Below are 18,830 nucleotides of genomic sequence, written 5' to 3'. Positions count from 1 at the left end.
GATCTTGAGCGAGACTTCCTCATTTCAGTTCGAGTGCCGTTGAATTCAAAACAGTTTCGTTCAATTCTTATACCAGCAGTAAGGTCTTCTCCACGTAAGATCGGTTGGCTTTCTGGATTAAGAGATGTGATTTGCATGCAGTATTGGGTTCCGCGCATTTTTTCTTCTTTACGTACTCGCCAAATGGGAATCTTAAGCTCCGGAGATGCTATAAGCCTCAGAAATATCGCGTCTCTTATTTTTGGGGGAATGGTCCATCGGACTACTGAATATCTGTCTCCATATGCAACATAGCCCGAGTTGCAGAGGTCCTAGTGACTTTGACTACCGCCGATTACGGAAGTGAAAGCGAAATTTGCGTTCCAACTGCAACGGTTTTCGAGATCCTTTTTCCTGTTTTGGGTGAGTTTGACTCCAATTGAAAAGGGGTAAGCGCCTATTGATGTTCAGAAGAACAGTTAAGGCCTGCCTATCTTCAGAAAATCCAGTAGTCACACATTTTTCGGGGCGGGAGATGTCGAAGGAAGCGAGCGCCGCTTAAGATCTTCGGTGAGAAGGGCTGGCTGCTTCCTTCAAGCAAGTGGGTGCCGCTAATTCCGCCGCCGGGTACGCTGCGTACGCGGTAGGGTTTCACCGCGACTAATTTAGTGGAGTGATTTCGGACCTTCAACGCCTCAGTATAGCCGGAAATTTAGCCCCAGCCTGCTGCCGTACCAATGTCATCTACCGGGCCAGTAAGCTGCTCAACAATCTCATCAATTTGTGCACGCGAAGCGCAACCATTTGTTGATAGATTCTCATCAATCTTCGCGACTTTCTCAATCCAAATTGCGATGCGAATGCTGAGTTTTTCATCAACCCAAATTTCGGTTTTCTGCGGTTTCCGATCCAGCTAAGTCTTGGCGGTCGATTCAAAGAAGCTAAAAATCTAAGCGTCAGGTGACACTGCAAGCAAATTCATTGTTAGCCGCGCTGTGAAAGGAACAAGCTCTTCTTCAATGAGAGTCGTGAGCGGTTCCAAAAAATGGCAGGATTTGCGAAAATTCGATTTATTTGAGAGAACACCGGGACCGCCCATCGAATAGTAATAGTTGAAGAATGCCTTTGCGATGGCAGGACCTCGTGCGCGTTGACGACAAATGTTGACGCCGAAACGAGTGCAAATAGGGCGGCACCAATCATGCTGTGTTGAGCGACCTTGGAGTTCATGAGCTTGAAATACATACATTCCCTCTCATTTTTTAGGCGGCGAGTGCAGAGTAGGTCGCAGCAATCCAAGTTTTGTTCTGTTGGTAATTGAGCGCCGGAAAATAATGTTCCAGCGCTCCTTTCGTAGTACAGAGACCGAATTGGACGGCCTCTGATGCCGGTTTACGCTTACGGCCAGGAACGCTCGCCCTCGATAACCTGGGCGCTTAGCTCCAGATCGCTCACGTTCTCAAAGTCGGGATAGGCCGCCTGCATCGCGGCGATCAATTCTGCCGAACCTTCCGCCTTGTCCGCGGCTGCCTCAAACGCGGCGACATATTCCTTTGTGAAATCAACGATGCTTGCGTTTTCTGCGCTGTCCCCAATGACGTGGCCCGAAACAATCCGCTTGGGGTTCAGTTCCAGAATATGGTCCAACGTTGCACGCCAGCTGTCGCGGCTTTCCGGGGTTTGGTTGTCGGCCATCCAGACATGCACGTTTTCATAAAGAACAACGCCACCCAGCACGGTTTTTTCCGAAGGCACCCACAGGAATGTATGAACCGGATCGTGTCCATCGAGGCCGATCACCTGCACGGTTTCACCATCGACCGTCAGGCTGTCGCCTTCCAGAACCTCAGGCACAATCAATTCGGATGGGGCGTTCGCGTCCAAGATCGGGCCCCAGAAATCGTATTTGAGCTGGATGGTTTTCTCGATGCCTTTGACGGTCTCAGGTGTCGCGACAATTTTGACATCCGGGTAAGCTGCGCGGATCGTATCCAACCCGAAATAGAAGTCAGGATCCTTGTGGCTGATAAAGACGGTCGTCAGGGATTTGCCTGTCGCCTTGATCATATCAACCAGTTGCTGGGCATCGTCCTTTTCAAACTGGGCGTCCACCAGGATCACCTCATTCGGACCTTCGATCAGGTTCGATGAGACCGGGAACAGGCTGCCTTCATTCGGGCTGAAGGCGGTGATGGTGAGATCAGCCGCAAAGGCTGCGGTGGACAGCAGCATGGCTGCAGTAGAAGTGAGGATCGTCTTCATAGGGATGCTCCTTGCATTTATGCGGCCAATGCCGCGATCTCTTCAGGAAAGTGGTAGTAGGTTGAGACGTCGACTTGGGTTGCTCCGCCGTCGGTTTGCATCACCAGAGTCGGGACACCTTGCGACCCGAACCGTGATTGCAATTTTGCAGCGTCCGTACTGATCTGCCGGGCGAGGCTTCTGCCTTCGACCGGCGGACGGTTCACGCCGAATTCAATCAGGGCACTACGAACCGCTTCGCTGTTACCAGCGGAAATACCGTCGACATAACGTGCCTGTTGCAAAACAAGTGCCATCTTCATCTCCGCCATGGCGCCTTGATCATGAACCAAAGCTGCGGCGTATGCGGTCAGGCTGGAATCCAGCACTTCATCCGGGTTTCCCAGAATGTCTTGAACATAAGTGTCACTGAACACTTGGCCGGTCAGCTGTTCAATGCGTCGGTCGTATTGCAAAGCCATTCGAGCGAAGCCATCGCCCATTCGGTATGCGTTTGCGCCCTGGAACAAATGGCGATGCATAACGGTGACATCAGCACCACTCTCAACCAGCACGTTGATCACCGGTGCCGCGCCATAGCACCAGCCGCAATAGGTATCGTAGATGTAGGTGAAGCGCGTCATTGCAGTCTCCGTTTTGGTAAACCACAAGTAGTGCGCCGCCATTGTTGACTAAAGACAATAACTGTAGACACAATGTCTGTTAAAAAGTGACGAATGATGAAAAAATCGAACTTAAATCGTCTGGAGTACTTTGTTGCCATCGCGGAAGAGGGAACGATTACTGCGGCCGCTGAACGAATGCGTATTAGCAAGGCGGTTGTCAGCAAGCAGCTTCAATTGCTGGAGGAAGAGCTTGGTGCAACTCTTGTAGTGCGCAACTCTCGCCATCTAAATCTCACGGAAACCGGACAATCCTTCTATGAGGCCGCGCGTGCATCAGTGGCGCAGGCCGAAGAAGCTTATGAAATGGTAAAGCAAGGGCGCGCTGAACCGACTGGAAACCTGCGCATCACCGCCCCTCTCGATATGGGCGTAACATACGTTTCACCGGTCGTGGCCGAGTTTCGCATCGCCTATCCGGCTGTCACGATTGATTTGACGCTAAGCGATACGCGGTTCGATCCGGTCGAGGCACGATTTGACATTGCATATCGGGTAGGCTGGCTTGCCGATTCCGCCAACGTCGCGCGCAAGTTGGCCGACTTTCAGCAAATCGTAGTGGCGTCGCCTGACTTGGTTGAGCAACTTGGGCGACCAGAACATCCGGAACGATTGGCAGCGTTTCCGTTCGTCGAACACAGAGCCTTACCAAACTCACTGAATTGGAAATTTAGTAAAGCTACCGGTGAAACCTGTAACGTTCAAATGAACCCCGCGCTGAGAGCAGACGTAACACCAGCGATCAAGGCAATGGCAACCGAAGGGGCCGGGATTTCCATTCTGCCGGATTTTTTCGCTAAGAGAGAAATCGAAAATGGCACATTGATCCGGCTTGTTCCGGACTGGGCGCTTTCGGCCGGAGGAATCTATGCTGTTTACCCTCCCACGCAGTTTCGATCGGCTGCTACGAAACAGTTTGCGGAACTTTTTGCACAAAGACTTCGCAACAGTCTGGCGTAAGAGGAGGGTGGCGCAACTCAGTCAATTTTCGCGTCCGTCTAGCATTGAAACGCATGAACGCTACGCAGAACTTAGCACGGTTGGCGCTAAAGTCGGCTTTGTCCGTAAAGCCGAACTTGACATCCTTTTCCAGGCTCGTTTGATGGATGGTCGGGTTGGCTCCAATGTCCGGTTCCAGCCCAAAATATTATCTTGTGGCAATGCATCAGAAGTCTGCTTTCCTTATCGTCCGCTCCTTGGTGGTGACGATGAGCTCAAATCACTCTCTTAGTAAATCGCCCCGTTTGCCCCCATAGGCGCTGACGGCAGACAGTTTGTGCAGGTTTTAAACCCATCAGTTGTGGAGAACACAAATGACGATGTGGGGGATCACTTTCAACGTTGCGGTCGGCCGGACGAAAATCGCGCTAATTATTTTCTCAAGGCATCTTTTTGAAACCTGTGGGCGGGATTGCCTGAAAGACGCTCAATTCGTGAAGTCTCAGTTGCCCATGACCAGAAATCGGGCTTCGCAGTATTTGCGAGGCCTGTTTCATTTGCAGCCACGTGATATCAATTGCGGCCATCTGGCGCGGCCCGGGAACCAAGTTCCGGCGTCTCGACACGGCATAGTCGGCGCAATTGGAACCCTAAATCTTGGCATAGTATGCCGAGTTTCGAGGTTATGCAGGCGATTTGGCAGCTCCCACAAGTGACTACGAAATCGCGAATATTTTTTTCTTTTAAGGGGATAGTGGCGGAGAGACAGGGATTCGAACCCTGGGTGGGCTTGCACCCACAACGGTTTTCGAGACCGCCCCGTTCGACCACTCCGGCACCTCTCCGCGGGGGTCTGTGAGGGGGGGATTTAGTGAGGAACGCGCGGGGGTGCAAGCAGAAAATTCCTGAAAATGACAAAGCCGGGATTTTCCGTTGCCTGGCGCGGTATTTCCCCTAGGCTCATGGGTATGACTTATCCTTTACGCCAAACTATCCTGCCGCTATTCGCCGCCGTTCTGTTCGTAATCTACGGGTCGCAGCAAGCACTTGCTGCCGGACGGGACCGGATCGAAGCCTTTTTGACAACAACCGGATTCGACGTTGCACTTGAAAGCATCGCGCTGGCCTCGGCCTCAGCCCCGCAAATGTTGGGAATCGATCCTGACGGGTTTGGGTCGGACTGGACACGCCTGACCGAAGAAGTCTTTGACACTAAGGACATGCGCGAAACAGCCGTATCTATTCTGGAACAAACGCTGAGCGATGAGGCGCTGACCCATGCGGTCGAGTTCTATGCATCCGACCTTGGGCAACGGCTGGTCGAGTCCGAGAATGCATCGCACATGGTTGAAGATGACGATGCCAAGCAACTGGAAGGGCAGAAAATCGTCTCGGACCTGATCAAGGATGGATCCAAGCGGGTCGAAAATCTGAAACGCATGAACAATGCAATTGATTCCAGCGGGACGGCATTACGTGCGCTGCAGGAAATCCAGGTGCGCTTTTTGCTCGCTGCCAGCGCCTCGGGGGTGATTGACTTGCAACTGGGCGCGGATGAACTGCGTCAGATGATGAAGCGCAATGAGACCGGCATGCGGCAAGCTTTGCAGCTGTCCGCGCTTGCCGGGGCAGCCTATACCTATCAGGACTTCTCGGATTCCGAGGTCGTCGCCTATGCTGAGGCTTTGGAGCAGCCTTTGATGCAAGAAGTCTATGAGCTGCTGAATGCCATCCAATACGAAATCATGGCTATGAAGTTTGAAGATCTGGCCGCGCGGATGGCGGAACTACATCCGGCCCAGGATATCTGATGCGCCTGATCGCTGCTTGTTTCGCCGTGTTTCTGTCAGCCATGCCACTGGCAGCGTCCGAGCGGGTTGAACGCCTCATGCTGGCACTTCAATTGGAGCAGGTCGTCGATATCTTGCGCGACGAAGGTTTGGCACAGGCGAAAGACCTGAACGACACATTTCTGGGTGGTGACGGCGGGCCGTTTTTTGATGATCAGGTGGACGAAATTTATGATCCACAGTGGATGCAGGAACAGATTTCTGGGACCTTCGAGACCAGCCTGACAGCCAGCCAGATGGATCGCGCCATCCTGTTCTTTGAAAGTGATGTCGGGCAAACCGTTATCACTCTGGAAAACTCGGCCAGAAAGGCCTTCGCGGATGAAACCATCAAGGACATGGCACGCGAAAACTATCTGAACGGGGCAGGCGGCACCCAGCTTTACCGGCTGGTCGGCGAGTATATCGAAGTCAACGACCTTATAGAAAAGAACGTACAAAGCTCGCTTAGTTCGGATTATAACTTTTTTCGCGGCCTCAGCGCGGATGCCGGAACCAGCTCAGAAGATATTCTGGCGCAGCTCTTGTCGGACAAGGACAGGCTTGCCGAGGAAAACCGCATCTGGTTGTATTCCTTCCTTCTGGTGGCCTATCAACCGCTCGATGAGGCTCAGATGCGGGAGAATATTGCTTTTTCCCGAACTGAGACCGGGCGCGCCGTAAACGAGGCCTTTTTCGATGGTTTCGATAAGATGTATGACCAGATCTATTTTCAACTGGGTCAGGCCGTCTCACGGGCGCTTACCGCATCAGATCTCTGACCGCGCATTTGATGTTGACTTTGCCGACCAATCTATGGATAAGCGCGCATCCCGGCCGGTTTTCCGCGCCGGGTGTCGTTATTATTGACCCCAGGGCTTTGTCCCACGGGTCGTCACACAGCCCGAAAAGGGCGCGCTGTTCGAGGTGGCGAAAGCCAAAAACGCCCGGTCGGGGACCATAGAACGCGATTAGACAAAGGAAAGACGCATGTTTGCGGTCCTCAAGACTGGCGGCAAGCAGTACAAAGTTCAAGCGGGCGATATCCTCCGCGTTGAAAAATTGGCTGCCGACGCAGGTGAAACAGTTCAATTCAACGATGTTCTGATGCTGGGCGGCGACGCTCCGGTTGTCGGTGCACCGTTCGTCGCAGGCGCAGGCGTTCAGGCCGAAGTGATCGAACAGATCAAAGGTGACAAGGTCATCAACTTCGTAAAACGCCGTCGTAAGCACAGCTCGAAGCGTACCGTTGGCCACCGTCAGAAGCTGACTCTGGTCAAGATCACCGACATTTTGGCGTCAGGCGCCGACAAGTCGGGCATCAAAGCTGCAACCGGTTCGGCGCCGGCTGGCGAAGCTGCCCCCGTGGCAAAAAAGCCTGCCAAGAAAGCTGAAGCCAAAGCAAAGGCACCTGCCGCAGCTGCTGCCGCTGACGATCTGACCCAGTTGACTGGTGTCGGCCCCGCCGCTGCCAAGAAGCTGGCCGAAGCCGGTATCGAGAGCTTTGCCGCTCTGGCCGCCTTGTCGGACGAGCAGATTGCTGCTATCGAAACGGTCAAAGTGAAACCCGAATGGGTTGAGCAGGCCAAAGATCTGGCTAAAGGCTAAGGAGAGACAGAATGGCACATAAAAAAGCTGGCGGTTCCTCCCGTAACGGTCGCGACTCAGCTGGTCGCCGCCTTGGCGTAAAACTGTATGGTGGCCAGGCCGCCATTTCAGGCAACATCATCGTGCGTCAGCGCGGCACAAAGTTCTGGCCGGGCGAAGGCGTAGGCATGGGCAAAGATCACACCATCTTTGCAACTGTGGATGGCGCCGTGAAGTTCCACAAGGGACTGAAAAACCGCACCTTTATTTCGGTCCTGCCAGTGGCGGAGGCCGCAGAGTAAGCCGAAACCCAGAAGGTTTAAGAAAATTTCTTGGGGGACCGGCAGAAAGTGCCGGTCCCCTTTCTCGTTTTCAGGAGCGGTCCCATGACCGAAGTGATAAAAACAGAGCGTCTTGTATTACGTCGGTTTCGGCGTGAGGATTCGTCGCGTCTTGTCACTCTTCTGAACGATCTGGACGTGGTGCGCTGGTTGACGGTTGTACCGCACCCCTATGAGAACGCGCATTCGACCGAATTTGTGGACGAGATGGCTGCCGAGCATGATGCCTTTGCCATTACTCGGGAAGAGAACCTTATCGGCTGCATCTCGACCGGATCACAACTGGGGTATTGGGTTGCCAAAGCGTTCTGGGGGCAAGGTTATGTGACCGAAGCCTCCCGCGCGATGATTTCGAGGTTCTTTGCGGCTGATCAGCAGAAACTGACCTCGGGTTATCATGTCGGCAACGAACGGTCCAAGGCGGTTCTCTCCAAACTTGGGTTCAAACCAAATGGCCAGCATCGTGCGACGGTGCAGTCGACCAACGAAGATGTGATAATTCAGGACGTTCTGCTGCGTCGTGCGGGCTGGGAGGCGATGCAATGACCGTTGCAACCACCAGTTTCCTAATCTTCGCAGCCTCTCAGGTCGGAACGCCCGGTCCCGCCAATATGGTCCTGCTGGGTACAGGTGCACGCTATGGGTTTCGGGCGGCTCTGCCGTTTGTGGCCGGTGTGATCCTGGGCAAACAGCTGATCATCTGGCCCGTTGGTTTTGGTCTGTTGCAACTCGCAGATCAGGCACCGATTGTCTTTACGGTCCTGAAATACGCCTCGGCGGCGTATATCTGCTGGTTGGCCTGGAAGATCGCCAATCTGCGTCTTTCGCGCAGTGAAACTGTGGGAGACGTGCCCGGTTTTTGGGCGGGGCTGATCGTTCATCCCCTTAACCCGAAGGCTTGGGCCATGATCATAGCCGGATTTACCGGGTTCGTTGCGGTTGGCACGCCCAGCTTTAACGCGACGTTCACGATCGCTCTCTGTTTATTGCTTTGCCAGATGGTTTTACACCCGATCTGGACATTTGCCGGAGATAGAATTGCCCACGTGGTTGAAGGTCGGCCCGTGGAAAAATATCTGATGTGGACGTTAGCGAGTCTCACTGTTGCGTCCGTATTTTTTGTGTTGTTCGGAGGAGGAACGCACTTATGAAACTCGAGACAATAATAAACCAGCCGGTCCTCGAAACCGAGCGGTTCGATCTGCGCCCTTTGCGCCGGTCGGATATGGGTCTCATCGAGCATTATGCAGGCGATGAGCGCGTGGCACGTATGACCACGTCGATCCCGCATCCGCTGCCACCGGGGTCGGTCGAGGCGTTTGTGACGCGTTCGATGGCTGAAGACCGGGATGAGGACGTCTGGGCGATGGACGCCACCAAAGATGGTGGGCCGGAACTGATTGGTTTGATTTCGCTTACACGGCTGGATCGCAATCAGTCCGAAGTTGGCTATTGGGTGGCGCCTGTTTACTGGAATACAGGCGTAGCCTCACTGGCCGTCGAAATGTTGGTAAAAGCTAACCCGCTTGAAAATTCAAGTTTGTTTGCCAGCGTGTTTCAGGACAATCCAGCCTCGGCCCGGGTTCTGACCCATTGCGGGTTCCAGTATCTGGGTGATGCCGAAAGTTACTCGGTGGCGCGCGATGCGAATGTGCCCACCTGGACATATAGTAAAAAACTCTGACTTGTGGCCGATGGGGCCCTTGCAGTAGGGGACAGTTATGAAATTTCTCGATCTTGCAAAGGTCTACATCCGGTCCGGGGCCGGCGGTGGCGGGTGCGTCAGCTTTCGGCGTGAAAAATACATTGAATACGGCGGTCCCGATGGCGGTGACGGCGGTAAGGGCGGGTCTGTCTGGGCCGAGGTTGTGGATGGGCTGAACACCCTCATCGACTTCCGCTATCAGCAGCATTTCTTTGCCAAAAACGGCCAGCCCGGTCGGGGTCAGCAGCGTACAGGCAAGGATGGTGACGAAATCATCCTACGTGTGCCGGTTGGAACCGAGATACTGGACGAGGACGAAGAGACTGTCATCTGCGACCTGACAGAGGTTGGGCAGCGTGTTCTGCTGGCCAAGGGCGGCAATGGTGGCTTTGGCAACCTGCACTTCAAATCGGCAACCAATCAGGCTCCACGCCGGGCCAATCCAGGTCAGGCAGGGATCGACCGCACGATCTGGCTGCGGCTGAAGCTGATTGCCGATGTGGGCCTGTTGGGCATGCCCAATGCTGGTAAATCGACCTTTCTGGCGGCCACATCGAATGCGCGCCCCAAGATTGCCGACTATCCGTTCACGACCCTGCATCCCAATCTTGGTGTGGTCGGTGTCGACAATGTGGAATTCGTCGTCGCGGATATTCCCGGCCTGATCGAAGGCGCCCATGAGGGACGCGGGATCGGTGATCGGTTCCTTGGTCACGTGGAACGTTGTGCCGTTCTGCTGCATCTGGTCGATGGCACCTCGGAAACCGTCGCCGAGGATTACCGCACCATCATTCATGAACTCGAAGCTTACGGCGGTGAACTGGCTGAAAAGCCCCGGATCACAGTTTTGAACAAGGTCGATGCGCTGGACGAAGAAGAATTGGCCTTACAACGGGCTGAGCTGGAAGAGGCTGTTGGTGGCCCTGTGATGACCATGTCTGGCGTTGCGCATCTGGGCGTGACCGAAGTGTTGCGCGCTTTGCGTGCCCAGATCGACGAAAACCGTCTGCGACAAAAACCCGTTGAGGAGACCAAGTCTTGGCAACCCTGACCGCAGCACGCCGATTGGTGGTCAAAATCGGCTCTGCCTTGCTGGTGGACCGTGATACCGGGTTGCTGAGGTCGGATTGGTTGCACTCGCTGGCCCAAGACGTGGCCTGGCTCAAAGGGCAGGGAACTGACGTCATTTTGGTCTCATCCGGCTCGATTGCGTTGGGGCGCGGTGTTTTGGGCCTGCCCATGGCGGATTTGCCGTTGGAACAATCTCAGGCCGCCGCTGCTGTTGGCCAAATTCGGCTGGCGCGGGCCTATGAAGAGGCTTTGACGCCGCACACAATCACAACTGCGCAGGTTTTGGTGACGCTGGAAGACAGCGAAGACCGGCGGCGGTATCTGAACTCTCGCGCGACGCTGGAAACGCTGCTGAGCTTGGGCGTGGTTCCGATCGTCAACGAAAACGATACGGTGGCTACGGATGAGATCCGCTACGGCGACAATGACCGGTTGGCGGCGCAGATCGCGGTGACGGTTGGGGCCGATCAATTGATCCTGTTATCGGATGTCGACGGTTTCTACACCGGGAACCCGAGTGAAGACGGAAACGCCAAGCGTTTCGATGTTATTGAGACCATCACGCCCGAGATCGAGGAAATGGCAGGCGATGCCGGTTCCGGTCTATCCAAAGGCGGAATGAAGACCAAGCTGCTGGCCGCCAAGATGGCAACTGCTGCCGGTTGTGACATGGCGATCACCGAAGGTTCGACTTTGAACCCGCTGAAATCGCTTGAAGATGGCGCCAATTGCACTTGGTTTACAGCGAAGCTGGACCCGCATGCCGCGCGCAAGCGCTGGATTTCGGCAATGAAACCGCGCGGTGAAATCGTGGTCGATGCTGGCGCGGCTAAAGCGTTGGGTAATGGCAAAAGCCTGCTGCCCGCTGGAATCGTTGAAGTCACAGGCGACTTCGGGCGCGGTGACCCAGTTGCGATTATGGACCCGCAGGCGCGACGGCTGGCACAGGGGCTCAGCCGATACACCGCGCAAGAGGCGGATGCGATCAAGGGGCGAAAGTCCTCGGAAATCGAAGAGACGTTGGGCTATCCGGGCCGCGCCGTCCTGATCCACCGAGATGATTTAGCGCTGTAACGGCGCGATGTTAAAACGCAAAGACCGACCGAAAGGCACCTGAGATGAAGGATTTCGACAACATTCCCGCCCTTATGGCCGATCTTGGAAAACGCGCCAAAGCGGCCTCGGCCGATTTGGCCTTTGCTAGCGCCGAGCGTAAACATGCTGCCTTGAATGCCGCGGCTGACGCTGTTTGGGCCAACCGCGCGGATATCATTGAGGCCAACAAGAAAGACCTGGAGTTTGGGCGTGAAAAGGGCCTGAGCCCGGCGATGATGGACCGGCTGATGCTGGACGAAGCGCGGATTCAGGGCATGGTCGACGGGCTGCGCACGGTCGCGGATCAGGCAGACCCCGTGGGCGAGGTTCTGACCGAATGGGACATGGCCTCGGGCCTGAACATCCAGCGTGTTCGCACGCCTCTGGGCGTTATCGGAGTGATTTACGAAAGCCGTCCAAATGTGACGGCGGATGCCGGCGCACTGTGCCTGAAGTCGGGCAACGCAGTGATCCTGCGCGGCGGCTCTGAAAGTTTCCATTCCTCAACCGCCATTCACGCCTGTCTGGTCCAAGGGCTAAAGGCGGCAAACCTGCCAGAAGATGCCATTCAACTTGTGCCCACGCGAGACCGCGCCGCAGTGCAAGAGCTGCTGACCATGACCGATTGTGTGGACGTCATCGTTCCGCGCGGCGGAAAAGGTCTGGTTGGGTTGGTTCAGCGCGAGGCACGCGTGCCCGTCTTTGCGCACTTGGAAGGTATCGTGCACATCTATGTCGACAAGGCTGCAGACCCCCAAAAAACGCTGGACGTCGTGCTGAACGCCAAAACCCGGCGCACTGGGATTTGTGGTGCTGCCGAGTGCTTGCTGATCCATCAGGATGTGGCTGAAACACTCGGCCGGGATATAATTTCCGCCCTGCTTGCGGCGGGCGTCGAAATCCATACCGAAGGCGCGTTGGCCCTGGACGGCACTATCGCGGCCACGGGCGACGACTGGGGCAAGGAATTCCTCGACAGCATCATCGCGGCCAAGCCGGTAGCTGATATCGATGCAGCGATCGCGCATATCCGTCAGTTCGGTTCGAACCACACTGATTGCATAATGACCGAGGATGCCGATGCCGCTGCCCGGTTCTTTGAGCGACTCGACAGTGCGATCCTGATGCACAATGCCTCAACCCAGTTTGCCGACGGTGGCGAATTCGGGATGGGGGCCGAGATCGGAATCGCAACCGGCAAAATGCATGCGCGCGGCCCGGTCGGGGCCGCTCAGCTGACGAGCTTCAAATATCTTGTCCGCGGCAACGGAACCGTACGGTCTTAAAACCGGATAGCGACGCGGGTTGAGGTGGTTTCCGCCACAACCCGCCGACCCATCGAGGCAGCGGTCTGGGGCAGCAGTGCAAACTGCACCTGTGCTGGCGTCACCTTGTTCGCAAATTGGCCTTTGGGTAGGTTCTTCCAAAGATCAGCCTCAATATTCAGCTTGTCTGCCACACCGGTCACTGTCCAACTGCCACCGTTAATTGCCACGGTGACGTCGCCCCCCATCGGCATGGCTCTTTCGCAACACATCAGGGCCAGAAAGGCGAGCTTGACCTGATTGCGTGGCATCGAATCGGTCACGTGCCAGTTGACACGCACACGACCAACGCTTTCAACGTCTTTCAACAACTCAGTGACTTCGGCCCGGCCCAACGGTTGATCGCTGGCCGACCCAAAAGCGACGCGAAAGAACCTGATCTTTGCTCCGGCGCTTCCGACGCTGCCCGAGATCAGCTCCATCTCGGGGCCCTGCATGGTTCCGACCATCTCAAGCAGTTCCAGCCCGTTGTTTATTGCGCCAATGGGGCTGATCAGATCGTGACAAATTCGAGACCCGATCAGTTCGGCCAGATTGACGTTGGTGTCGCCCATGCGTACCTCTCCTGTTGTATCTGCCGCCGGACCGGAGCCCGATCATGACAGACCTCAATGCCATACTTGCACCGGGCATGTATGTCCGCCACCCCGATTTCCCCGATTGGGGCGTCGGACAAGTGCAGTCCAACATCGGCGGCAAAGTCACCGTGAATTTCCGCGATCAGGGAAAAGTGGTGATTGACGGAACCCGCATCGCCCTGACGCCCGTCTTTGATCTGTGAAACTTGTTTAAGAATGGTTAACGATGGGCCGCCGCCGCGCCGGTTGCCATTTGACCGAAAACTGCGGTATCAGCGCGCAAACAAAAGCGGAATACCCGATGCCGGATGCAGGCCCTTCTTTCACTGTCAAACTTGCCGAATCCGAGGCCGAACTGCGCGCAGCCCAAAGGCTGCGATATGACGTGTTCGTCCGCGAATTGGGCGGCGGCGGCAAAATGGTGGACCACGAGGCAGGGTTAGAGCAGGATCAGTTTGATCCTTATTATGATCACATGCTGGCGTATGATGACGCCACTGGCGAAGTTGTGGGCGTTTACAGGCTGTTACCGGGTGAACGAGCCATCGAATTGGGGCAGTTCTATTCTGAGGATGAATACGACCTGACCGTGTTGAAACAAAGCGGTCGCAAATTGTTGGAGCTTGGACGTTCCTGCCTTCACCCGGACTATCGGGGCGGAACGGCGATGTACCAGCTATGGAACGGCCTGGCAGGCTATGTGGCCGAGCGCGAGATTGAGGTGTTGTTCGGGGTCGCCAGCTTCCACGGCATCAATGTGCAGGAACTGGCCCAGCCTTTGTCGATGTTGCACCACAATCATCTGGCCCCGCCAGACTTGCGGGTCAGGGCGCAACCCGAAGTGTTTCAGAGCATGGACCTTGTCGCGCCGGATGCGCTGGATCGCCGTGGGGCGATGGTACAGGTTCCCGCGCTGATCAAGGCGTACCTGCGGTTGGGTGGCTTTGTGGGCGAGGGGGCGTTTATCGACCACGCGTTCAACACAACAGATGTTTGCCTGATCCTCGACACGGCGCGCATGAACGAGCGCCAGCGGCGTATTTACGGCGGAGCCTGATCCAGTGAACGAACCGCTTTGGGACAGTGACGACGCGCCAGACCCGATTGAATTGGGTGTATTTGGCTGGGCATTGGTGATCTTGCGCGGCCTTCCCTTGGCACTGCTGGTTTTTGGCGGACTGCTCGTTTTGTTGACCGTTCGCCTGATCGAGCGCCCGCTGTTCGGTTTACGGCGTCCGATCACACCGTTCATTGCGCAGTTTGTCTGCCGCAATGCGCTCCGGCTTCTTGGCATCGGCTTTCGCAGTACCGGTGAGTTGATGCGCGAACGCGGCGCGGTGGTCGCAAACCACACTTCTTGGCTCGACATCTTTGCGCTGAACGCCCGTAAGCGGGTGTACTTCGTGTCCAAGGCCGAGGTGGCCAAATGGCCGGGTATCGGCTGGCTAGCCCGCGCCACGGGCACGGTGTTTATCGAACGAGATCGCAAGAAAGCCCGCGAACAGACCCTGATCTTTGAAGAGCGCTTGAAAGTCGGGCATAAGTTGTTGTTTTTCCCCGAGGGCACCTCGACCGATGGTCTTCGTGTTTTAACTTTTAAAACAACGCTTTTCGCCGCGTTCTTCTCGGATGAATTGCGGGACTTCATGTATGTTCAGCCTGTATCCGTAGTCTTTCACGCGCCAAAAGGGCAGCCTGACAGGTTCTATGGCTGGTGGGGCGATATGGATTTTGCCCCGCATCTTCTCAAGACCTTGGGCGCGCGTCGGCAGGGGACGGTGGAATTGATTTACCACGTTCCAGCCAAAGTCAGCGATTTTGCCGACCGCAAGGCGTTGGCGGCACATTGCGAAGAGGCAGTGCGCCACGCGCATGCAATTGCGCGGCTTGAAAAATAAGGCCATTTGGCACTTGCACAGGGCGAATTCCTACCGTATACGCGCGCCATTAAAACCCGCAGGCGGGGTTTGGGCTATTTGAGGGAGACATCCTTATCTGGCCCGCCGGTTGGAGCATCCGCTTCTTTCACCCCCGCCCAGGCGTAAACCGGAAAAGGAAAATAGCATGGCTCTTCCCGAGTTCACCATGCGTCAGCTGCTGGAAGCTGGCGTTCACTTTGGTCACCAGACACAGCGTTGGAATCCCCGCATGGGCCCGTTCATCTACGGCTCGCGCAATGGCATCCACATCATGGACCTGACCCAGACCGTTCCGATGCTGGACCAGGCTCTGCAGGCTGTTCGTGACACTGTCGCAAAAGGTGGCCGCGTTCTGTTCGTTGGTACCAAGCGTCAGGCAGCTCAGCCGATCGCAGAAGCCGCTGAAAAGTCGGCTCAGTACTACATGAACCACCGCTGGCTGGGCGGCACGCTGACCAACTGGAAAACCGTTTCTCAGTCGATCAATCGTCTGAACCAGATTGACGAAGCCATGGAATCGGGCGCCGAAGGCCTGACCAAGAAGGAGCGTCTGGGCATGGAACGTGACCAGGGCAAACTGCAGGCATCGCTGGGCGGTATCCGCGAAATGGGCGGCGTTCCTGATCTGCTTTTCGTCATCGACGTCAAAAAAGAAGCACTGGCCATCGCCGAAGCCAACAAGCTGGGTATCCCGGTTGTGGCAATTGTCGACACCAACTGCTCGCCCGATGGCGTGGATTACATCATCCCCGGCAACGACGACGCAGCGCGCGCGATCTCTCTGTATTGCGATCTGGTTGCTCGTGCCGCTCTGGACGGTATGACCGCTCAGATGGGTGCTGCAGGCGTTGACCTGGGCGCATTCGAAGAAGCACCGGTTGAAGAAGTCGTTGCGGAAGAAGCACCCGTTGCAGAAGAAGCCACGCCGGAAGCCAAAGCCGAAGCGTAAGCTGCCCGTCACGTAAATGACATATGGAGCAGGGTAGACCTGCCCCAATTCCGTTTGAATTGAGGAGAGCCAAAAGATGGCAATCACAGCAGCAATGGTTAAAGAACTGCGCGACTCGACCGGCGCAGGCATGATGGACGCAAAAAAAGCGCTGACCGAAACCGGCGGCAACATGGACGAAGCAGTTGATTGGCTGCGCACCAAAGGTCTGGCCAAAGCGGCCAAGAAATCCGGCCGTACCGCAGCAGAAGGTCTGGTTGCTGTTCACGTCAACGGTGGCAACGGTGTTGCTGTCGAAGTAAACTCGGAAACCGACTTCGTCGCAAAGAACGCCGAGTTCCAGGAAATGGTTGGCAAGATTGCTTACGCGGCAGAAGGCGTCGACAATGTCGAAGCTCTGTTAGCGGCTGATCTGGGCGGCAAGAACGTTGCTGACACCCTAACCGACAAGATCGCCACCATTGGTGAAAACATGTCGGTTCGCCGCATGGCGAAACTGTCGGGCGACACTGTTGTGTCCTACGTTCACAACGCAGCCACCAACGGCATGGGCAAAATCGGTGTTCTGGTTGCTCTGTCCGGTGGCGACGAGGTGATCGGCAAGCAGATTGCGATGCACATCGCAGCTGTGAACCCGGCGGCCCTGTCTGAAGCGGACATGGACTCGGCTGTTGTCGAAAAAGAAAAGCAGGTTCAGATGGACATCGCCCGCGAATCCGGCAAGCCGGAGCAGGTGATCGAAAAAATGATCGTTGGCCGTATGAAGAAATTCGTAGCGGAATCAACTTTGCTGAACCAGTCGTTCGTTGTGAACCCTGACCTGACCGTCGAAGCCGCAGCCAAAGAAGCAGGCGCAACCATCACTGGTTTCGTCCGTCTGGAAGTTGGCGAAGGCATCGTGGTCGAAAAAGAAGACTTTGCAGCCGAAGTTGCCAAGGCCGTACAGGGCTAATTCTGGCAGAGGCCCTGAAAGGGGCCTTAACCTGAACAGAATTAAACCGGCTACTTTCCAGTAGTCGGTTTTTTTGCGCCTTCCGGCGTTGGGAACAACAGATCATACACTACTAATGGAAGGATTGAGGGGCCCCGCAGATGGGGATGGTCGAGGCCCCCCAAAATTCCGACTAAGAGACGCGGACAAATAGACGCCTTTATGTCAGAGCGACCGGAGAGCTTCGGTATTGCAAAGATCCGATCAAAATGTTCCCAGGCTAAAGCCACCACTCACGGAACAATATCACTTTGCAACTGGGGCTCAGATTCGGAAAGTCATGTTTTCCTTACCCTACGTAAATTGACGCAATTTAGCGTCAAAAAGGACACATCAGGCTTCCATGATGAACATCTGATTTTGCAGGGATGCTTTGAGCACGGCTTGCGCTGTTGTTTCGACTGATAGAGACTCACGGGCAAGCCTCAAATGCTTTTCAACGGTCGCCGATGTTAACCCCATCAAAAGCGCTATGTCCTGCGTCGTCTTCCCATCTCCAACCCATTCCAGCGCCTCGCGCTGACGCTTCGTCAGAGCGCGATTGGGGGTGTTGTAGGGCAGGGTAAGTATCTTCAGATGCGCGACATTGTTCATCAACAAGATGTCATCGCCATGTTCAGCCCAGATTGCGTCAACCTCATCCTGGCTAGTGGCACCACCAGCCGAAAGAGAGATCGCCCCCTTGGACCGCATCGAAACCGAGGTGAAACTGATAGTGTATCCCGCCACAACGCCTTTTGACCGATTGAACTCATATACCTGGCGTTCCTGGGCGGTCATCGTGCCGTCGGAATTCATATCCTGAATCATTCTCCAACTGGCCGCGCCTTCATTGTGCAGCGCCCATTTCAGCATGGGTGCATGAAAGTACAGCCCATCGCGCACGAAACCATCGATGTACTCTTTGCCGTGGTTTGTAAGGATGGTGAAGTCTTCGGGGTCTCCCAAAGACGTTTCGGTCCTGTAGCGCGTATAGCCGTATAGCAGACGGTGGAAACCGAAAATTGCCATCTGGCGGCAATGAGCGTCCCAAAGCTCTTCCAGAGTTTTGACGTAGCTGAGGAAATTCAGATACTCACCCAGCTTCATACGGACCCCTCATTTTGCAAATGCGCCGACAGCGCATCCAACGCCATCACATAGCCCTGCAGCCCAAAGCCGCAGATCTGTCCCAGCGCAACCGGCGCCACAAAGGATTTGTGTCGGAAGGGTTCACGTGCGTGTATGTTCGACAGGTGAACCTCAACAACCGGCAGGTCTACCGAAGCGATCGCATCCATCAAAGCGATCGAGGTGTGTGTATACGCCCCAGCGTTCAGAACGATCCCGTCTTGATTGCCTTTGGCCGCGTGGATCGCGTCGATCAGCACACCTTCGTGATTGGATTGCAAGTGTGATACGTCCAACCCGATAGACGCGCCGTGGCTTGCACAGGTTTCTTCGACCATTTTCAGCGTTGTACGGCCATAAACCTCGGGTTGTCGTGTGCCCAGCAAGTTCAGGTTCGGACCGTTCAAAATCAGAACTTTATGCATTCATTCTCCGTCCCATTACTGGTTGATAAACGTGATTAGGTATGGATGTCCACCAGCCTGCGC

At 55.4% G+C, this 18,830-nt stretch carries 21 protein-coding genes and 1 tRNA gene; 16 read left to right on the top strand and 6 right to left on the bottom strand.

Annotated elements, in window-relative coordinates:
* Nucleotides 1-1,377: 1,377 nt before the first annotated feature.
* Together AC2FIB_RS03580 and AC2FIB_RS03575 are read right to left on the bottom strand one after the other, a co-directional pair.
* Nucleotides 1,378-2,241 carry an MBL fold metallo-hydrolase gene (locus AC2FIB_RS03580; protein WP_496733254.1) on the bottom strand — a complete coding sequence of 288 codons (864 nt, stop codon included), beginning with the start codon at nucleotides 2,239-2,241 and terminating at the stop codon, nucleotides 1,378-1,380.
* A gap of 17 nt (nucleotides 2,242-2,258) precedes the next feature.
* Nucleotides 2,259-2,864, bottom strand: coding sequence for a DsbA family protein (locus AC2FIB_RS03575; protein ID WP_496733252.1), 606 nt, complete (start codon nucleotides 2,862-2,864; stop codon nucleotides 2,259-2,261).
* Between the two features lie 96 nt (nucleotides 2,865-2,960).
* Here AC2FIB_RS03575 and AC2FIB_RS03570 point away from each other — a divergent pair, with 96 nt between their 5' ends.
* On the top strand, nucleotides 2,961-3,863 hold the full coding sequence (locus tag AC2FIB_RS03570; protein ID WP_496733250.1) for a LysR family transcriptional regulator: 903 nt from the start codon (nucleotides 2,961-2,963) through the stop codon (nucleotides 3,861-3,863).
* Between the two features lie 734 nt (nucleotides 3,864-4,597).
* On the opposite strand, the gene AC2FIB_RS03565 is transcribed toward AC2FIB_RS03570, so the two are convergent.
* A tRNA-Ser gene (locus tag AC2FIB_RS03565) sits at nucleotides 4,598-4,687 on the bottom strand.
* 117 nt (nucleotides 4,688-4,804) lie between these two features.
* On the opposite strand from AC2FIB_RS03565, the gene AC2FIB_RS03560 reads away from it, so the two are divergent.
* The 10 genes from AC2FIB_RS03560 (at nucleotide 4,805) to AC2FIB_RS03515 (ending at nucleotide 12,756) form a co-directional block, all read left to right on the top strand.
* Nucleotides 4,805-5,653: a DUF2059 domain-containing protein gene (locus AC2FIB_RS03560; protein WP_058271646.1), complete on the top strand. Its 849-nt coding sequence runs from the start codon at nucleotides 4,805-4,807 to the stop codon at nucleotides 5,651-5,653.
* A complete protein-coding gene (locus tag AC2FIB_RS03555; protein ID WP_496841732.1) occupies nucleotides 5,653-6,453 on the top strand; it encodes a DUF2059 domain-containing protein in 801 nt (266 codons plus the stop codon). The genes AC2FIB_RS03560 and AC2FIB_RS03555 overlap by 1 nt, the downstream gene beginning before the upstream one ends.
* A 208-nt stretch (nucleotides 6,454-6,661) precedes the next feature.
* On the top strand, nucleotides 6,662-7,279 hold the full coding sequence (locus AC2FIB_RS03550; protein WP_496733249.1) for a 50S ribosomal protein L21: 618 nt from the start codon (nucleotides 6,662-6,664) through the stop codon (nucleotides 7,277-7,279).
* A gap of 11 nt (nucleotides 7,280-7,290) precedes the next feature.
* The gene (gene rpmA / locus AC2FIB_RS03545; protein WP_058271644.1) at nucleotides 7,291-7,560 is read left to right on the top strand and encodes a 50S ribosomal protein L27; all 270 of its coding nucleotides are present in this window, start codon (nucleotides 7,291-7,293) and stop codon (nucleotides 7,558-7,560) included.
* 84 nt (nucleotides 7,561-7,644) lie between these two features.
* A complete protein-coding gene (locus AC2FIB_RS03540; protein ID WP_496722846.1) occupies nucleotides 7,645-8,145 on the top strand; it encodes a GNAT family N-acetyltransferase in 501 nt (166 codons plus the stop codon).
* On the top strand, nucleotides 8,142-8,750 hold the full coding sequence (locus AC2FIB_RS03535; RefSeq protein WP_496733248.1) for a LysE family translocator: 609 nt from the start codon (nucleotides 8,142-8,144) through the stop codon (nucleotides 8,748-8,750). The genes AC2FIB_RS03540 and AC2FIB_RS03535 overlap by 4 nt, the downstream gene beginning before the upstream one ends.
* Nucleotides 8,747-9,283, top strand: coding sequence for a GNAT family N-acetyltransferase (locus AC2FIB_RS03530; RefSeq protein WP_496733246.1), 537 nt, complete (start codon nucleotides 8,747-8,749; stop codon nucleotides 9,281-9,283). The genes AC2FIB_RS03535 and AC2FIB_RS03530 overlap by 4 nt, the downstream gene beginning before the upstream one ends.
* A 37-nt stretch (nucleotides 9,284-9,320) precedes the next feature.
* Nucleotides 9,321-10,355: a GTPase ObgE gene (obgE, locus tag AC2FIB_RS03525; RefSeq protein WP_109311490.1), complete on the top strand. Its 1,035-nt coding sequence runs from the start codon at nucleotides 9,321-9,323 to the stop codon at nucleotides 10,353-10,355.
* On the top strand, nucleotides 10,343-11,449 hold the full coding sequence (proB, locus tag AC2FIB_RS03520; protein WP_496733244.1) for a glutamate 5-kinase: 1,107 nt from the start codon (nucleotides 10,343-10,345) through the stop codon (nucleotides 11,447-11,449). Before obgE ends, proB begins: the two co-directional genes overlap by 13 nt.
* Before the next feature lie 44 nt (nucleotides 11,450-11,493).
* Nucleotides 11,494-12,756 carry a glutamate-5-semialdehyde dehydrogenase gene (locus tag AC2FIB_RS03515; protein ID WP_496733243.1) on the top strand — a complete coding sequence of 421 codons (1,263 nt, stop codon included), beginning with the start codon at nucleotides 11,494-11,496 and terminating at the stop codon, nucleotides 12,754-12,756.
* Here the strand turns inward: AC2FIB_RS03515 and AC2FIB_RS03510 are convergent.
* The gene (locus tag AC2FIB_RS03510; RefSeq protein WP_496733242.1) at nucleotides 12,753-13,349 is read right to left on the bottom strand and encodes a histidine phosphotransferase family protein; all 597 of its coding nucleotides are present in this window, start codon (nucleotides 13,347-13,349) and stop codon (nucleotides 12,753-12,755) included. The genes AC2FIB_RS03515 and AC2FIB_RS03510 overlap by 4 nt on opposite strands.
* A 44-nt stretch (nucleotides 13,350-13,393) precedes the next feature.
* Between AC2FIB_RS03510 and AC2FIB_RS03505 the strand changes: the two genes are divergently transcribed.
* The 5 genes from AC2FIB_RS03505 (at nucleotide 13,394) to tsf (ending at nucleotide 17,193) form a co-directional block, all read left to right on the top strand.
* Nucleotides 13,394-13,576, top strand: coding sequence for a DUF3553 domain-containing protein (locus tag AC2FIB_RS03505; RefSeq protein WP_170557337.1), 183 nt, complete (start codon nucleotides 13,394-13,396; stop codon nucleotides 13,574-13,576).
* Between the two features lie 98 nt (nucleotides 13,577-13,674).
* Nucleotides 13,675-14,430: an L-ornithine N(alpha)-acyltransferase gene (gene olsB / locus AC2FIB_RS03500; protein ID WP_496841773.1), complete on the top strand. Its 756-nt coding sequence runs from the start codon at nucleotides 13,675-13,677 to the stop codon at nucleotides 14,428-14,430.
* Nucleotides 14,431-14,434: 4 nt separating this feature from the next.
* A complete protein-coding gene (gene olsA, locus AC2FIB_RS03495; protein ID WP_496733241.1) occupies nucleotides 14,435-15,271 on the top strand; it encodes a lyso-ornithine lipid O-acyltransferase in 837 nt (278 codons plus the stop codon).
* A 166-nt stretch (nucleotides 15,272-15,437) separates the two neighbouring features.
* Nucleotides 15,438-16,241 (top strand): 30S ribosomal protein S2, encoded by an 804-nt coding sequence (rpsB, locus tag AC2FIB_RS03490; RefSeq protein WP_058271914.1) that lies wholly within the window; start codon nucleotides 15,438-15,440, stop codon nucleotides 16,239-16,241.
* 76 nt (nucleotides 16,242-16,317) lie between these two features.
* The gene (tsf, locus tag AC2FIB_RS03485) at nucleotides 16,318-17,193 is read left to right on the top strand and encodes a translation elongation factor Ts (RefSeq protein ID WP_496733240.1); all 876 of its coding nucleotides are present in this window, start codon (nucleotides 16,318-16,320) and stop codon (nucleotides 17,191-17,193) included.
* 372 nt (nucleotides 17,194-17,565) lie between these two features.
* Here tsf and AC2FIB_RS03480 read toward each other — a convergent pair whose 3' ends face one another.
* Both AC2FIB_RS03480 and aroQ read right to left on the bottom strand, forming a co-directional pair.
* Complete coding sequence (locus AC2FIB_RS03480) at nucleotides 17,566-18,321, bottom strand: helix-turn-helix transcriptional regulator (RefSeq protein ID WP_496733239.1); 756 nt, start codon at nucleotides 18,319-18,321, stop codon at nucleotides 17,566-17,568.
* Nucleotides 18,318-18,767, bottom strand: a complete 450-nt coding sequence (gene aroQ, locus AC2FIB_RS03475; protein ID WP_496733238.1) for a type II 3-dehydroquinate dehydratase — start codon at nucleotides 18,765-18,767, stop codon at nucleotides 18,318-18,320. The genes AC2FIB_RS03480 and aroQ overlap by 4 nt, the downstream gene beginning before the upstream one ends.
* Between the last annotated feature and the right edge of the window lie 63 nt (nucleotides 18,768-18,830).

The organism is Ruegeria sp. YTSA072, assembly GCF_059610285.1.
This window is presented reverse-complemented; position numbering and strand designations above follow the sequence as displayed.

What these genes read in the sequence shown, in the direction of transcription:
- AC2FIB_RS03540 (WP_496722846.1), top strand. Translation starts at nt 7,645, where the DNA reads ATGACCGAAGTGATAAAAACAGAGCGTCTTGTATTACGTCGGTTTCGG.
- AC2FIB_RS03570 (WP_496733250.1), top strand. Translation starts at nt 2,961, where the DNA reads ATGAAAAAATCGAACTTAAATCGTCTGGAGTACTTTGTTGCCATCGCG.
- AC2FIB_RS03555 (WP_496841732.1), top strand. Translation starts at nt 5,653, where the DNA reads ATGCGCCTGATCGCTGCTTGTTTCGCCGTGTTTCTGTCAGCCATGCCA.
- rpsB (WP_058271914.1), top strand. Translation starts at nt 15,438, where the DNA reads ATGGCTCTTCCCGAGTTCACCATGCGTCAGCTGCTGGAAGCTGGCGTT.
- AC2FIB_RS03510 (WP_496733242.1), bottom strand. Translation starts at nt 13,349, where the DNA reads ATGGGCGACACCAACGTCAATCTGGCCGAACTGATCGGGTCTCGAATT.
- AC2FIB_RS03515 (WP_496733243.1), top strand. Translation starts at nt 11,494, where the DNA reads ATGAAGGATTTCGACAACATTCCCGCCCTTATGGCCGATCTTGGAAAA.
- olsB (WP_496841773.1), top strand. Translation starts at nt 13,675, where the DNA reads ATGCCGGATGCAGGCCCTTCTTTCACTGTCAAACTTGCCGAATCCGAG.
- AC2FIB_RS03535 (WP_496733248.1), top strand. Translation starts at nt 8,142, where the DNA reads ATGACCGTTGCAACCACCAGTTTCCTAATCTTCGCAGCCTCTCAGGTC.
- AC2FIB_RS03550 (WP_496733249.1), top strand. Translation starts at nt 6,662, where the DNA reads ATGTTTGCGGTCCTCAAGACTGGCGGCAAGCAGTACAAAGTTCAAGCG.
- aroQ (WP_496733238.1), bottom strand. Translation starts at nt 18,767, where the DNA reads ATGCATAAAGTTCTGATTTTGAACGGTCCGAACCTGAACTTGCTGGGC.
- obgE (WP_109311490.1), top strand. Translation starts at nt 9,321, where the DNA reads ATGAAATTTCTCGATCTTGCAAAGGTCTACATCCGGTCCGGGGCCGGC.
- AC2FIB_RS03575 (WP_496733252.1), bottom strand. Translation starts at nt 2,864, where the DNA reads ATGACGCGCTTCACCTACATCTACGATACCTATTGCGGCTGGTGCTAT.
- tsf (WP_496733240.1), top strand. Translation starts at nt 16,318, where the DNA reads ATGGCAATCACAGCAGCAATGGTTAAAGAACTGCGCGACTCGACCGGC.
- rpmA (WP_058271644.1), top strand. Translation starts at nt 7,291, where the DNA reads ATGGCACATAAAAAAGCTGGCGGTTCCTCCCGTAACGGTCGCGACTCA.
- AC2FIB_RS03480 (WP_496733239.1), bottom strand. Translation starts at nt 18,321, where the DNA reads ATGAAGCTGGGTGAGTATCTGAATTTCCTCAGCTACGTCAAAACTCTG.
- AC2FIB_RS03580 (WP_496733254.1), bottom strand. Translation starts at nt 2,241, where the DNA reads ATGAAGACGATCCTCACTTCTACTGCAGCCATGCTGCTGTCCACCGCA.
- AC2FIB_RS03560 (WP_058271646.1), top strand. Translation starts at nt 4,805, where the DNA reads ATGGGTATGACTTATCCTTTACGCCAAACTATCCTGCCGCTATTCGCC.
- AC2FIB_RS03505 (WP_170557337.1), top strand. Translation starts at nt 13,394, where the DNA reads ATGACAGACCTCAATGCCATACTTGCACCGGGCATGTATGTCCGCCAC.
- AC2FIB_RS03530 (WP_496733246.1), top strand. Translation starts at nt 8,747, where the DNA reads ATGAAACTCGAGACAATAATAAACCAGCCGGTCCTCGAAACCGAGCGG.